This window comes from Streptomyces sp. NPDC000345 (assembly GCF_042898825.1).
Taxonomy (GTDB): Bacteria; Actinomycetota; Actinomycetes; order Streptomycetales; family Streptomycetaceae; genus Streptomyces.
The window spans coordinates 217,445-230,316 of record NZ_JBIAZE010000009.1; the positions used below are offsets into that span (position 1 = coordinate 217,445).

Consider the following 12,872-nt stretch of genomic DNA (forward strand, 5'->3'; position numbering starts at 1 on the left):
AGGCCGGGAGCGGCCTGCCGCGGTGGCCTGTCGAGGTGACCTGTCCATGTGGCCTGGCGCCGGCGGATCCCCGCGGAGGAGCCGCCGGCTACAGCTCCTTGCGGAAGTCCTCCGCCGCCTTCAGGAAGATGTCGTTCGCCTCGGCCTCGCCGACCGTCACCCGGACCCCCTCGCCCGGGAACGGCCGGATCACCACGCCATGCTGCTCGCACGCCGCCGCGAACGCCGCCGTTCGCTCCCCCAGCCGCAGCCACACGAAGTTGGCCTGGGTCTCGGGGACCGTCCACCCCTGGGCACGCAGCCCGTCGACCACCCGGGCGCGCTCGCACACCAGGGAGCCGACCCGGCCGAACAGCTCGTCCTCGGCGCGCAGCGAAGCGATCGCCGCCTCCTGCGCGAGCTGGCTCACACCGAACGGCACCGCCGTCTTGCGCAGCGCCTCCGCCACGGGCTCGTGGGCGATCGCGAAGCCGACCCGCAGGCCCGCGAGACCGTACGCCTTCGAGAACGTCCGCAGGACGCAGACGTTCGGCCGGTCCCGGTACAGCTCGACGCCGTCCGGCACCTCGGGGTCGCGGATGAACTCCCGGTAGGCCTCGTCCAGCACGACCAGCACATCGCTCGGCACCCGGTCGAGGAACCGCTCCAGCTCGGCCCGCCGCACGACAGTGCCGGTGGGGTTGTTGGGGTTGCAGACGAAGATCAGCCGGGTGCGGTCGGTGATCGCGTCGGCCATCGCGTCCAGATCATGCACGTCCCCCGGCGTCAGCGGGACCTGCACCGGGGTGGCGCCGCTGATCCGCGTGATGATCGGGTACGCCTCGAAGGAGCGCCAGGCGTAGATCACCTCGTCGCCGGGACCCGCGGTCGACTGCACCAGCTGCTGGGCGACACCGACCGAACCGGTACCCGTGGCCAGGTGCGAGGCGGGCACGCCGAAGCACTGGGAGAGTTCGTCCAGCAGGGCCGTGCACGCCAGGTCCGGGTAGCGGTTGAAGTTGGCGGCGGCGGCCGTCACGGCCTCCATGACCCCGGGAAGCGGCGGGTAGGGATTCTCGTTGGAGGACAGCTTGTAGGCCACGGGACCGCCGGCTGCCGCGGGCTTGCCCGGCTTGTAGGTGGGAATCCCCTCCAGCTCTGCACGCAGCTTGGGGCTCGTCTCGCTCACCGCAGTCCTCCTCGTGACCACCACCGGCTCCCGGCTTCAATACTGCTCACCTTATGAGGATTCGGTGCGGGAGCGTACAGGTGAGGGACCGCCTCTCTCCGGGGCGGGCGGATTTCCGTGATCTCTGCGGACGAAGACGTACGAAGGCGTACACGTCAGGGGGCGCGCCATACATATATCTACGCGCCGGTGGCTCGCGCCGTGGCGCGCATCCCTCGTGCAGGTGAGTTGAGACCTCTTCGAAACATCGGTGCCTTGGCAGGCTCATGCGCGCCAACACGTCACGTCCTGCCATACGAACGCCCAACTACCTTTATTTCAAAGGGATTTGACACCCTTTGGCCTTGCAGAAACGTGCCTGTCAACGCGTGCATATGCGTCCGCCCTACCCCACCGGATGAGCCCTACTATCGGCTCGCCATGACAGCAGCAGGGAAGCACCAGGTGAGCCGCGCGGAAACCTCACGTCGAGGCAACCGGCCGGGCCGGGCGGGCATCAGGGACGTGGCCGCCGCCGCCGGAGTCTCCATCACAACCGTCTCCGACGCCCTCAACGGCAAGGGCAGGCTCCCCGACGCCACCCGACGCCATGTCCGCGAGGTCGCCGACCGACTGGGCTACCGCCCCTCGGCGGCGGCCCGAACACTCCGTACCGGCAAGTCGGGCCTCATCGGTCTGACCGTGACGACGTACGGGGATGAACCTTTCACCTTCACCGAGTTCGCGTACTTCGCGGAGATGGCGCGCGCCGCCACCTCGGCCGCGCTCGCCCGCGGCTACGCGCTCGTCATCCTCCCCGCGACCTCGCGCCACGACGTGTGGTCGAACGTCGCCCTGGACGGCACGGTCGTCATCGACCCGTCCGACCAGGATCCGGTGGTGAGCGAGCTCGTCCGGCAGGGGTTACCGGTCGTCTCCGACGGCCGCCCGGCCGGCCCGCTGCCGGTCACCGCATGGGTCGACAACGACCACGAGGCCGCCGTCCTCGACATCCTCGACCACCTGGCCGACGCCGGCGCCCGCCGGATCGGCCTGCTGACGGGGACCACGACGGACACGTACACCCATCTGTCGACCACCGCGTACCTGCGCTGGTGCGAGCGCGTCGGCCAGGACCCGGTCTACGAGGCGTACCCCGCCCACGACCCGTGCGCGGGCGCCGTCGCCGCCGACCGGCTGCTGGCCCGCCCGGACCGGCCCGACGCGGTCTACGGCCTGTTCGACCCCAACGGCACCGATCTGCTCGCCGCCGCCCGCCGCTACGGGATGCGGGTGCCGGAGGACCTGCTGCTGGTGTGCTGCAGCGAGTCGACGGTGTACGCGAGCACCGAGCCGCCCATCACCACGCTCTCCCTGAAACCGCGCCGCATCGGCACGGCGGTGGTCCAGCTCCTCATCGACGCGATCGAGGGCGTGGAGTCCGACCGGCCCGTCGAACAGGTGATACCGACCGAGCTGATCGTCCGTACCTCTTCTCAGCGACGTCCGCCGCGGACGACGGTCAGCCCGCCCCGGGCGCCGGAGAACGGGTAGGGGCGACGCGCTCGCCTGTACGGCGGCCGGTCGGTACGGCGGGTCGGTACGGCGGGTCGCTCGGGTCTTGGCGCGGTGCCGATCCAGGGCTGGGGGCGGCGCCCGGTCCCGGCACGCGCTGCCAAGGCCACGACACGGGTGCGTACGTGCACAGCGGGCCTGTGCCGTAGGGCGCGTACGGGCTCGCGACGTGGGGCCGGACGCGCGTGCGGGCACTGCCGGCATGCGGTCGTAGGGCGCGCGGGCGGACACGCCGGGCGTGGGGGGAGGGCGCGTGCGACGCGCGGGGTGCGGCGGAGCGCGCGACGCCCTCGCACGGCTTCGGCGCGCATCCGCCGTACGCGCCCCCTGCCACCGCCCTGCGTCCCTTCGCCGCCTTCCGCTACGGGGCGAGAAGGCGAACTGCGCCCCGCCGGAAGGTCCGGGCGCGTACGAGTGGGGTGTGCGCCGGGTGTGTGTCGACTGCCGAAGCCCGGCCCAATCGGGGCGAAAGCCGCGAGGAACTGGAGCCCTGCTCCGATTCACCACCCCTGGGTCATCACACGGCCCGATCCGCATTCCTATGATGGGCGCACGGCACCGCGGGCAGCTGCGACCAGGCAGCCCGAAGGGTGCATGCGGCGCGATGGTGGAGGGGTCTGATGACTCAGGGGGCCGGTCAGGGACCCGAGGCGGAGCGGACGGCGACGTTGCGCGACTTCCGGGTACCCGCGTACGTGCACGAGACCGGTCCGTACGACCAGGACACGCATCCGGGCAACGTCGCCCCGCCCCTCGAGGAGCCCCTGGAGCACCCGGACGGCTACACGCCCACGCAGCGCGACCTGCCGGTCATCAACCGCGGTGACACGCTCCAGGTGGCCGTGGACCCGGCGGCCGCCCCGGCCCCGCTGCCCGCGACCGGTCCCGGACCGCTGTTCGTCGTCGGGGACGTGCACGGCTACCTCGACGAACTGGTGGCCGCGCTGCAGGAGAAGGGCCTGATCGACACGGCCGGCCAGTGGTGCGCGGGCACCGCCCGGCTGTGGTTCCTCGGCGACTTCACCGACCGCGGCCCGGACGGCATCGGCGTCATCGACCTGGTGATGCGCCTGTCCGCCGAGGCCGCCGCGGCCGGCGGCTACTGCAAGGCCCTGATGGGCAACCACGAGCTGCTTCTGCTCGGCGCCAAGCGGTTCGGCGACACGCCCGTCAACTCCGGTGCGGGCACCGCCACCTTCCAGGCGGCCTGGCTGCTCAACGGCGGCCAGAAGTACGACATGGACCGCCTCCAGGACCACCACCTCCAGTGGATGGCCCGGCTCGACGCCGTCGAGGAGGTCGACGGTCATCTGCTCGTCCACTCCGACACCACCGCCTACCTCGACTACGGCGACTCGATCGAGGCGGTGAACGACACCATCCGCGAGACGATCACGCGCAACGACGCGGACGAGGTGTGGGATCTGTTCCGCAAGTTCACCAAGCGCTTCTCCTTCCGCGACGAGGGAGGCGCCGACGCCGTCCGCTCCCTGCTCGATACGTACGGCGGCACCCGCATCGTTCACGGACACAGCCCGATCCCGTACCTGCTGGGCGAGGTGGGCTCCGAGGACGGCGAGGACGACGGCGGCCCGCACGTCGAGGGACCGCACGTCTACGCCGACGGACTGGCCATCGCGATGGACGGCGGAGTGACGATGGCCGGAAAGCTGCTGGTCCAGCAACTGCCGCTGGACGTCTGAGCGTTCACGAGCGGCCGGCCGGGCGCTCACGAGGCGGCCGCGGCCCGCGTCGGGGCGGCCTGCGGCGTCGCAGGCCAGGGGCCAATTTCGGCAAACCCCCTGTCACCACGGGCCGTCGCCGCTCTACCATCGGCTTATCCGTAGCAGGCTCCCCTCCGTTTCTGCCCGACGGCTCGTTGGCATGCGAGCCCCAAGCCCTACGGAGCATCGGGGGATGCACATGAACAGCGTTCCGCAGCACCTGCACAGTGAGGACCGCCAGGAGTACGAGCGGGTCCTCGACGAGGCGCTGCGCTCCGCACCACACCACCCGGAACTGGCCGCGGTCGGACAGCGGCTCAACCCCGAACAACTGCGCACCATGGCGCTCAACGCCACCGCGCTGATCACGGCCGCCGCGGCGACCGAGTACCACCACTATGTGAAGGTCCGCGAGGAACTGCGCCACCCGGCGCCGTCCACCCCGTCGTCCCCGCACGAGTCCGGCCCGGGTGAGCCGGGCGCGGCCGCGATGGGGCTCGCCACCACCATGGGGGAGGCGGCGCAGGCCGCCGAGGCCGCCGGGGCGGGCGCCGTCGCCGTCGCCGCCGTCCTCACCCCCGTCCTCGCCGGAACCGCCGCGGTGATCTTCCTGCTCGTGGGCTACCTCCTCAGGGCGGTCGAACCCGATCAGACGGTCGCCCAGGCCATGCTCAACGTCGGATGGGCGTTCGGGGCCATCGCCGCCGCGGCGATCCTCGTCGCCACCGTCGGGCTGCTGCTCACCGCACTGCGCAACCGTCCCTCGCTGGAGGCCGGACCGTACGGCGAACTGAGCGACGAGGTCGACCGCGCCAGGGAGGCCTGGCGGGACGCCCTGCTGGAGCGCGGGATCCTGCCGTTCCTGCGGGAAGCCCTCGCCGACCCCGGCACGACGGCCGCGCTGCGCCCGGAACCGTCACCGCCGGCCCCCACCGGTCGCCTCCCGAAGATCGGGTACGACCGTCCGGGCTTCACCAGCCCCGACGGCGGCCCGGGGACCGGCCCGCGCCCGAGCTTCACCAGCCCGGACTACACGAGCCCGGACTTCGGCGGCCCGGAGCACCAGCCGGAATAGGCCCTCGGCTTGCGCCCCCGTACGCGTGTGGACCTGGGGAGCGTGGGGGAGCGCAAGCCGTTCGGTCGATGTCGGCGTGGACCGGCCCATGTCTGCGCTGATCAGCCGAGACCGGCGTGGATCAGCCGAGGCCGGCGCGGATCAGAGGATGCCCGCCCGGCCGGCCGCCGTGATCCAGGACGGGAACTCCGACAGCAGCCGGTCGTAGAGCTCCTGGTCCGGGACGGTGCTGATGTCGTCCACGGCGAAGAAGCCGACGTTGTCGACGCGACGGCCGGGAAGCGTGTCGAACCGTTCCAGGACGCCGTAGTTGGACCGGCCGAGCCCCACGAACTGCCAGAAGACCGGTTCCTCGACCGCCGCGCGCAGCTCCTGCTCGATCGCCGCGTCGCGGTAGACCCCTCCGTCGGAGAAGAACAGGACCAGGGTGGGCGCGGTCGCGGGGTTGTCCCGCACATAGGCCCTGACCTCGGCGATCGCCTTCTGCTCCTCGTTCTGGATGCCGACCGCCCGCATGTCCACCTGCCCCGCCTCCAGTCCCTTGCGCGGCTTCTTGCCCCGGCGGAACAGGCTGATCTCGCCCACCCGCACATGCAGCCGCAGCCACTCGGGGAGCTCGCCCAGGCGCAGGTCGGGCAGTCGTGCGGGGTTGCTGGCGAACGTCCAGGCCTGCATCTCACCGTCGTCGTCGAGCTGGGCCGCCACCGCGGCCATGCGCTCCACGACGTCCGCCACCACACCGCGCGAGTACAGGAACGCCATCGAGCCGGAGGCGTCCAGGACGAGGATGACCCGGGCGCGGATCCCCGCGGCGCCGCGCTTGCTCAGGCTGACGGCCACCTGTTCCTTGCGCAGGGACAACCGTTTGCGCATATCCACGGGCAGCCGCTCCTCGCCTTTGGTCAGGCGGGGGCCGGAAGGCGGCGTGGTCGCGGCGGGCGACGAAGGGGGCGGGGTGGGAGGCGCCGGGGCGGCCCCCGCGGGGAAGGGCGGGGCGACCGCCCCAGGGGGTGGCGGGGCGGCCGCGGCGCGAGGCGTCGGGGCGGCTGCGGCAGGAGGTGCCGGGGCAGCCGCCGCGGGGGACGGCGGGGCGGCCGCGCCGGACGGTTCCTCGTCGACCGTGATCCCGAAGTCGGTGGCCAGACCGGCGAGTCCGGAGGCATACCCCTGACCGACCGCGCGGAACTTCCAGCGCCCCTCGCGCTGGTACAGCTCGCCGCCGATGAACGCCGTCTCCGTCTCCGCCCGCATCTCGAAGCGGGCCAGTTCGGACCGCCCGTCCGGGCCGAGCAACCGCAGCGTCAGGCCGGACACCTGTCCGAAGGTGCCGCCGTCGGCCGACGCGCACAGCACGACACGCGCGATGGCGCTCTCCAGCGCGCCGAGGTCCACCTGCACCGTGTCGGTCACGACTCCGCCGGCCCGCTGCTTGCCGAGGTGCGTCACGGCGCCGGACGTATGACGCGGCTGGTTGTAGAAGACGAAGTCACCGTCGTCCCGCACCCGGCCGGCAGCGGTCAGCAACAGAGCCGAGGCATCGACGTCCGGTCCTCCGGTCCCCTCGGACCAGCTCAGTTCCACACGAACTGCGGGCGAGTCGACCGGCAGGTTCGCGCCCTTGCTCATGGATCGCGCAGTCATGGGCTCAGTCAAGCACCGACGCCCCGCCTTTCCGAGCCGTGCGCGCTCAGGCGAACGCGGGGTTCTCCGCGGCGTCGGCCGCTGCCCGGACGAACGCGTGGATCCGCTGCGTGGTGTTCCCCTCCCTCCAGACCGGCCCCCGCTCGATCAGCGGCGCGTCGTGAAGGGGTACGTAGGACACGTCCGGCCGGGGGTAGTAGCGCCGGGCGTGTTCGCCGACCGGCAGAACGCCTCTGCCCATCGCCACCAGCGTGAGCATCTCGGAGAAGGACCCTCCGGTCGGCCCCTTGGGCACCGGTCGGCCCGAGGGGGTGCGGTCCGGTGTGCGGTCCCGTTTGAACCCCGCCGAGGTCACCTCCGGGTACTGCACCACGGGATGGTCCGCGAGCACTTCGAGCGACACCGCCTCCTCGCCGGCGAGCGGATGCCCGGCGGCGACCGCGAGGACCCGTCTCTCCCTGAGCATGACCGGGCCGCAGGCCATGCCGTCGAACGGGTACGAGGCGATCAGGACGTCGATCGAGCCGTCGAGCAGGCTGGCACGGGAGTTGGACAGCTGAACCTCCCGTACGTCGACTCTGCAGTCCGGGTGCCGCTCACCGAACAGGGCGACCGCCTTCAGGAGGGCGGGTGCCGTCCCCTCGCCGAGGAAGGCGACCCGTAGTTCTCCCGTGACACCGCGACTGGCGTCAGCCGCACGCCGGAGCGCCTCCTCCATCCCCGCGACCAGGGGAACCAGATCATCGGCCAACTGCCGTCCGATCGGCGTGAGTCGCACGGTTCTGCTGGTCCGCTCGAACAGCGAGCCCCCGATCCGCCGCTCGACCTTCTTGATCACCTGGCTGACGCGCCCCGTCGTGACGCGCAGGCGCTCGGCGGTACGGCCGAAGTGCAGCTCCTCGGCCAGCGTCAGAAAGGTCTCGATCTCCACCCGTTCCAGCACGGTCCCCCCGGCGTTTAGCCATGCTCAACGATCTTATGCCGATCCTGCCTTGATGGCGGATGCCCTTCAGCGGATCGTGAGAGGTGTCCGCCCGCACCCCCACCCGAGGAGCCCGCCATGACCGCTTCGACCGCTCTACGCGTGAAGGCATTCGACCACCTGGTCCTCAACGTCGGCGACATCGAGCGGGCCCTGGACTTCTACGCCGGACACCTCGGCCTGCAACCGGTACGCGTCGCCGAATGGCGGGCCGGCAAGGTCCCCTTCCCCTCGGTGAGGATCACCCCCGACACCATCCTCGACCTGGTCGGCCGGCCCCGCGGAGAGTCCAACGTCGACCACATATGTCTCACCGTGGACCCCCTGGACTGGGACGAGTTCATCAGGACGGGAACCTTCACGGTCCTCGAAGGCCCCGTGGAGCGCTTCGGCGCACGCGGCACCGCCACGTCGGTCTACGTCCAGGACCCGGACGGCAACACCGTGGAACTCCGCTGGTACCCGCAGGACCTCCCGGCCTGACCGGCCGGGCGCCCGGTCCGGGTCAGCCACTCCCCGGACCGGGACCCTCGGGACGGCCTCGGTCCCCTGCCGGGCCGCCTCAGTCGGCGAGGGGGAGATACACGCGGTTCCCGCTCGCCGCGAACTCCTTCGACTTCTGGGCCATGCCCTCCTCGATCTCCTCCTGGCTCCCGCCGTGCGCCCTGCGGATGTCCTGAGAGATCTTCATCGAACAGAACTTCGGCCCGCACATCGAGCAGAAGTGAGCCGTCTTGGCCGGCTCCGCGGGCAGGGTCTCGTCGTGGAACTCCCGGGCCGTGTCAGGATCGAGGGCCAGGTTGAACTGGTCCTCCCAGCGGAACTCGAAACGGGCGTCGGACAGCGCGTCGTCCCATTCCTGCGCACCGGGGTGCCCCTTGGCGAGATCGGCCGCGTGGGCGGCGATCTTGTAGGTGATGACGCCGGTCTTGACGTCGTCACGGTTGGGCAGGCCCAGGTGCTCCTTGGGCGTGACATAGCAGAGCATGGCCGTGCCCCACCAGGCGATCATCGCGGCACCGATGCCGGAGGTGATGTGGTCGTACGCCGGCGCGACGTCCGTGGTCAGCGGGCCGAGGGTATAGAACGGAGCTTCATCGCAGATCTCCTGCTGAAGGTCGATGTTCTCCTTGATCTTGTGCATCGGGACGTGGCCCGGGCCCTCGATCATGGTCTGTACGTGGAAACGCTTGGCGATCGCGTTGAGTTCCCCGAGCGTGCGCAACTCCGCGAACTGCGCCTCGTCGTTGGCGTCCGCGATCGAGCCGGGCCTGAGGCCGTCACCCAGCGAGTAGGTGACGTCGTAGGCGGCGAGGATCTCGCAGAGTTCCTCGAAGTTCTCGTACAGGAACGATTCCTTGTGGTGCGCCAGGCACCAGGCCGCCATGATCGAGCCGCCGCGCGAGACGATGCCGGTCTTGCGGTTCGCGGTGAGGGGGACGTACGGGAGGCGGACACCCGCGTGGACCGTCATGTAGTCCACGCCCTGCTCGGCCTGCTCGATGACGGTGTCCTTGTAGATCTCCCAGGTCAGTTCCTCGGCCTTGCCGTCGACCTTCTCCAGCGCCTGGTAGAGCGGCACCGTGCCGATCGGGACGGGGGAGTTGCGCAGCACCCACTCGCGGGTGGTGTGGATGTTGCGGCCGGTGGAGAGGTCCATGACCGTGTCGGCGCCCCAGCGGGTCGCCCAGGTCATCTTCTCCACCTCCTCCTCGATGGAGGACGTCACCGCCGAGTTGCCGATGTTGGCGTTGACCTTCACCAGGAACCCCTTGCCGATGATCATCGGCTCGATCTCCGGGTGGTTGACGTTGGCGGGCAGCACCGCCCGGCCCGCCGCGATCTCCTCGCGGACCACCTCGGGAGAAACGTTCTCCCTCAGAGCCACGAACTCCATCTCGGGCGTGATCTCCCCCCGGCGCGCATACGCGAGCTGGGTGACTGCCTTGCCGTCCCGGCCGCGGCGCGGCAGCCGCGGGCGTCCCGGAAACACCGCGTCGAGATTGCGCAGTCCGCCGCGTGGCGCGGTGTGCTTGATGCCGTCGTCCTCGGGACGGACGGGACGGCCCGCGTACTCCTCGGTGTCGCCGCGAGCGATGATCCAGTTCTCGCGCAGCGGCGCCAGGCCCCTGCGTACGTCGGTGTCGACGAGCGGATCGGTGTACGGGCCGGAGGTGTCGTACAGCGTGACCGACCGACCGTTGGTGAGATGCACCTGGCGAACCGGCACGCGCAGGTCGGGGCGGCTGCCCTCGACGTACCCCTTGTGCCAGCCGATGGACTTCCCGGCCTTCTCGCTGGTCGCGTCGGCGGCGTTTCCGCCGGCCGCGTTCTGCGTGAAGGCAGGCGTGCGTGCGTCCTTGTTGGTCATGAGACCTACTCCCTACGCCGGCATTACCCGGTAACAGGTTCGGCGGTCGACGCAGCGGCTACCGTCTGCCGACGTTCATGTGACACATCACTCGGCTCAAGTGACGTTCCACGTGAAACATCGCGAAGACGGAGGTCAGCGCCCTCTCAGCCCGGTGCTCCGAGCTCCCGCGTGTGCAAAAGGTGGCTCCACGCTAGCGTCCTTTGTGGCGCGGTGAACAGTGGGCCTCTTTCGTTCTTGCGATGATCGGGCGGTGACCACGACACACCAGCCCCCGTATCCGCCGCCCGAGCCACCCCGCAGGCCCGGCACCGGCGGCGGCCCCGGAAACGGTCCTGGCGGCGGCCCGGGGAACGGTCCCGGGGGCGGCCACGGGAGCAGCCCCGGCCATGGCCCCGGGAACGGTCCTCTCGGCGGTCCTCGCAGCGCGCCCTCCCAGGGCCGCGGAGACGACCGCGACTTCGGCAGCGGGCCCGGGCGGGCACCCGACTCCGGCCGCGGCCACGACCTCAGGCGTGGTCCCGGGCCAGGCAACGGCCAGGGCCGCGAGGCCGGTCCCGGACATGGCCGTGGTCCGCTGGGGCAAGAACAGGACAGAGGTCCCGGGCACGGCGGCGGCGAGGGATACGGCGGAGACCACGGCCACCGCCCCGGCCAGGAATACGGCGGAGGTCACCAGCACCGTGACGGTGCGGGATACCGCACGGACCAGGGGCAGGACGCCGGTGAGGCGTACGGCGGGGGGCATGAGCCCCACGACGGTGCGGAACACGGCCGAGGCCCTGCACACGGACCCGGGCACGGTGCCGGCGAAGGACATGCGCACGGCCCCGGCGACGGGCACACCGGCGGGCACGGCCCGGGTGACGGCCGGCACGGCGGGCACGGCGCCGGTTCGGGTGGCGCCCGCGGGCATACGCACGGGCACAGCCACAGTCATGGCCCGGCCGCCCCGGTCTCCAAGCATCTCCGCAAGGTCATCGCGGCCGTCCTCATCCCGTTCGCGGCGGCGGTGCTGGTCGGGCTGGTGGTGCTGTGGCCGGGTGGTGCCCCGGCGCACGAGCGCACCGGGGTCGGCTTCGACCGGCAGACCCAGCAGGCCACGGTCACCAAGGTGGTGAGCGTGAGCTGCCAGTCGGTGAACGCCTCCGGCGGTACGCCGACCGGCGACACCTCGACCGCCGAGGGCTCCTCCGCCGAGCAGCAGGCGAACGGCACCTGCAAGAAGGCCACGATCCGTGTGGACACCGGCGACGACACGGGCCGTACCTTCACCGAGATCGTCCAGCCGGACCAGTCACGGCAGTTGCACGAGGGCGAGAAGGTCGTGGTCGCCTACGAGCCCTCGGCGCCGAAGGACCTGCAGTACTCGGTCACCGATGTGAACCGCCGGGTCCCGATGACGGTGCTGGCGATCATCTTCGCGGTCGCCGTCGTGATCGTCGGGCGGCTGCGGGGCGTCATGGCGCTGGTGGCGCTCGCCGCCAGCTTCCTGATCCTGAACTTCTTCATCCTGCCCGCGATCCTGCAGGGCTCGAACCCGCTGCTGGTGGCCGTGGTGGGATCGAGCGCCATCATGCTGATCGCCCTGTATCTGTGCCATGGTCTCTCGGCCCGTACGTCCGTAGCCGTGCTCGGCACGCTCATCTCACTGATGCTGATCGGCTTCCTCGGCTCCTGGTTCATCGACTGGGCCGCGCTCACCGGCAACACGGACGACAACACCGGCCTGATCCACGGCCTGTACCCGTCGATCGACATGAGCGGTCTGCTGCTCGCCGGCATCATCATCGGCTCGCTCGGTGTCCTGGACGACGTGACGGTCACCCAGACCTCCGCGGTCTGGGAGCTGCACGAGGCCAACCCGGCGATGGGCTGGCGCGGGCTGTACCGGGCCGGCATCCGTATCGGCCGCGACCACATCGCGTCCGTGGTGAACACGCTCGTCCTCGCCTACGCCGGTGCCGCGCTGCCGCTGCTGCTGCTCTTCTCGATCGCGCAGAGCAGCGTGGGCGCGGTCGCCAACAGCGAGCTGGTCGCCGAGGAGATCGTGCGCACGCTGGTGGGCTCGATCGGCCTGGTGGCGTCGGTTCCGGTCACGACGGCTCTCGCGGCCCTCGTGGTCGCGGCCGACCGCCCGGAAACGGGAACAGCGGCCGCTTCGGTGACGGAGTCGATTCCGGCGGGAGCGGCGGCAGGCCCCGCCCAGCCCCGGAGCGGCCGGGGCAGGCGGCGCAAGCGCTGAGGCGGCGGAAGCGTTGAGGCGGCGGGGCGCCCGAGAGGCGCCCCCCGCCCCGGCGGAGGGCGAGCCACCGGCAGATCAGAGAAGAAGCGTTACTGCGGGCCCCCACCCCCGT

The 12,872-nt window shown here is 71.1% G+C and carries 9 protein-coding genes and 1 riboswitch; of the genes, 5 read left to right on the forward strand and 4 right to left on the reverse strand.

The features are described 5' to 3' along the window. Window positions 1-88: 88 nt before the first annotated feature. On the reverse strand, window positions 89-1,168 hold the full coding sequence (hisC, locus tag ACFY30_RS23100; protein WP_390847047.1) for a histidinol-phosphate transaminase: 1,080 nt from the start codon (window positions 1,166-1,168) through the stop codon (window positions 89-91). A gap of 420 nt (window positions 1,169-1,588) precedes the next feature. On the opposite strand from hisC, the gene ACFY30_RS23105 reads away from it, so the two are divergent. The 3 genes from ACFY30_RS23105 to ACFY30_RS23115 all read left to right on the forward strand — a co-directional run bounded on the left by ACFY30_RS23105 (window position 1,589) and on the right by ACFY30_RS23115 (window position 5,521). Next, a complete protein-coding gene (locus ACFY30_RS23105; protein ID WP_390847048.1) occupies window positions 1,589-2,701 on the forward strand; it encodes a LacI family DNA-binding transcriptional regulator in 1,113 nt (370 codons plus the stop codon). A gap of 641 nt (window positions 2,702-3,342) precedes the next feature. Continuing rightward, complete coding sequence (locus tag ACFY30_RS23110) at window positions 3,343-4,425, forward strand: metallophosphoesterase (RefSeq protein ID WP_390847049.1); 1,083 nt, start codon at window positions 3,343-3,345, stop codon at window positions 4,423-4,425. Window positions 4,426-4,639: 214 nt separating this feature from the next. After that, a complete protein-coding gene (locus ACFY30_RS23115; RefSeq protein ID WP_390847050.1) occupies window positions 4,640-5,521 on the forward strand; it encodes a hypothetical protein in 882 nt (293 codons plus the stop codon). Between the two features lie 141 nt (window positions 5,522-5,662). Here the strand turns inward: ACFY30_RS23115 and ACFY30_RS23120 are convergent, their stop codons facing one another. Next, the gene (locus ACFY30_RS23120) at window positions 5,663-7,162 is read right to left on the reverse strand and encodes a VWA domain-containing protein (RefSeq protein WP_390847051.1); all 1,500 of its coding nucleotides are present in this window, start codon (window positions 7,160-7,162) and stop codon (window positions 5,663-5,665) included. Between the two features lie 46 nt (window positions 7,163-7,208). Next, complete coding sequence (locus ACFY30_RS23125; protein WP_390847052.1) at window positions 7,209-8,105, reverse strand: LysR substrate-binding domain-containing protein; 897 nt, start codon at window positions 8,103-8,105, stop codon at window positions 7,209-7,211. Window positions 8,106-8,222: 117 nt separating this feature from the next. On the opposite strand from ACFY30_RS23125, the gene ACFY30_RS23130 reads away from it, so the two are divergent. Then, on the forward strand, window positions 8,223-8,627 hold the full coding sequence (locus ACFY30_RS23130; RefSeq protein WP_390847053.1) for a VOC family protein: 405 nt from the start codon (window positions 8,223-8,225) through the stop codon (window positions 8,625-8,627). 79 nt (window positions 8,628-8,706) lie between these two features. Here ACFY30_RS23130 and thiC read toward each other — a convergent pair whose 3' ends face one another. Further along, complete coding sequence (gene thiC, locus ACFY30_RS23135; protein WP_390847055.1) at window positions 8,707-10,515, reverse strand: phosphomethylpyrimidine synthase ThiC; 1,809 nt, start codon at window positions 10,513-10,515, stop codon at window positions 8,707-8,709. Further along, window positions 10,508-10,696: riboswitch (TPP riboswitch) on the reverse strand. It overlaps the preceding gene by 8 nt. A gap of 396 nt (window positions 10,697-11,092) precedes the next feature. On the opposite strand from thiC, the gene ACFY30_RS23140 reads away from it, so the two are divergent. Further along, window positions 11,093-12,760: a YibE/F family protein gene (locus ACFY30_RS23140; RefSeq protein ID WP_390847175.1), complete on the forward strand. Its 1,668-nt coding sequence runs from the start codon at window positions 11,093-11,095 to the stop codon at window positions 12,758-12,760. The last annotated feature ends 112 nt before the right edge of the window (window positions 12,761-12,872 follow it).

Coding starts and splice junctions, on each gene's coding strand:
- ACFY30_RS23105 (WP_390847048.1), top strand. CDS start 1,589: ATGACAGCAGCAGGGAAGCACCAGGTGAGCCGCGCGGAAACCTCACGT.
- ACFY30_RS23110 (WP_390847049.1), top strand. CDS start 3,343: ATGACTCAGGGGGCCGGTCAGGGACCCGAGGCGGAGCGGACGGCGACG.
- ACFY30_RS23115 (WP_390847050.1), top strand. CDS start 4,640: ATGCACATGAACAGCGTTCCGCAGCACCTGCACAGTGAGGACCGCCAG.
- ACFY30_RS23120 (WP_390847051.1), bottom strand. CDS start 7,162: ATGACTGCGCGATCCATGAGCAAGGGCGCGAACCTGCCGGTCGACTCG.
- ACFY30_RS23130 (WP_390847053.1), top strand. CDS start 8,223: ATGACCGCTTCGACCGCTCTACGCGTGAAGGCATTCGACCACCTGGTC.
- thiC (WP_390847055.1), bottom strand. CDS start 10,515: ATGACCAACAAGGACGCACGCACGCCTGCCTTCACGCAGAACGCGGCC.